The organism is Marinomonas sp. SBI8L (assembly GCF_001624705.1).
GTDB lineage: Bacteria > Pseudomonadota > Gammaproteobacteria > Pseudomonadales > Marinomonadaceae > Marinomonas.
On the sequence record NZ_JSEO01000032.1, the window covers coordinates 1 to 1,286 of the forward strand.

General features: G+C 38.9%; 2 rRNA genes and 1 pseudogene. All 3 read right to left on the minus strand.

Going from position 1 to position 1,286, the window contains the following annotated elements:
* Positions 1-123: 123 nt before the first annotated feature.
* A pseudogene (locus OA91_RS23740) lies at positions 124-717 on the minus strand (transposase); the annotation flags it as partial.
* Between the two features lie 165 nt (positions 718-882).
* Positions 883-997 (minus strand): 5S ribosomal RNA (gene rrf, locus OA91_RS23745).
* A gap of 196 nt (positions 998-1,193) precedes the next feature.
* Positions 1,194-1,286: ribosomal RNA gene (locus OA91_RS23750) — 23S ribosomal RNA — on the minus strand; the annotation flags it as partial.

The following is a 1,286-nucleotide window of genomic DNA, read 5'->3' on the forward strand; positions in this document are numbered from 1 at the left end:
TTAGCTTTAAATTGTCCATAGTCTCTCTTTGTTAAATTTGTTCGTTTTTTGGTCGAAACAGAATTAATTTAACGAAAGAGGGGCGCCTTTTATATACCCCTTAGACACACTTTATGGGACGGTATGGTCTAAATTATCAGCTTCTGACTCTTCATTATCTAATGCATCCAACATAGCGTGGTAGTCTTGGATTTTTTGTTCAACTGCTTTTATTTGCTGCGTTAAGCGATTTTTCGTCAGAATGCTTTGTTTACTTGCATTGCCATGGAAGAAACTCCCATCAATTGCTATCAGCTCACCACCAACTAAATCAAGCTGTTTACAGAGTAAAATAAAATCACGGTTTACTCGAATGAGAAGCTTATGATGATCTTTTCTAAAGTTAGCTATCGTTTTGTAACTAGGACGTTGATGCTTGATTAGCCACATAAGCTCAATATTTCTGCGACACTCTTTTTCAAGTTTGCGTGAACTTCGAATACCGTTTAGGTAACCATATAAATACAAGCGTAACAGGTCAGCTGGGTTGTAAGCGGGCTGCCCTCTTAAGGAGGATGAAGGCTTATACACACCAACAGCCAATTGATCGAAATTCAATGTATCAATATAAGCATCAATTGCTCGCACTGGATTCGTATCAGAGATGTGCTGATCGAGGTGATCAATAAACAAGGAAAATTGTGCTCGATTCTCAGTTTTTCGATAGCTTTTGTTCATAATGACGATAATCAACCTAACTCAGGACTATCGACATACTATAACAAGAATACTTTCACAGCCTGAGGATCATGGGAACGAGAGATAGGTTGCTTATGATGTGTCTTTCGATAAATTTTAGACGAAAAAAAACCAGCTCATTGAGCTGGTTTTTTTATAATTCAATCTTGATAACGACCTACTCTCACATGGGACCTCCCACACTACCATCGGCGATGTCACTTTTCACTTCTGAGTTCGGGATGGGATCAGGTGGTTCAACGACTCTATGATTATCAAGAAAACTGTTTTGAGGTTCATAAGTCTTACTGTCTCTTTAGACGGCTCATTTACACTCGAATACGGTGTCTTTAACAATAACTTTCTGAATAGTTTTCTCTTTATTAGAGAGAAGTTAACGATAACCAAGCCTCAAACCAGCTTGTGATGTCTTACCATCTAAATCGTAATATAACGCTAAACCATTTTGGCGTTATATGGTCAAGCCTCACGAGCAATTAGTACTGGTTAGCTCAACGCCTCACAACGCTTACACACCCAGCCTATCAACGTCGTAGTCTTCAACGGCT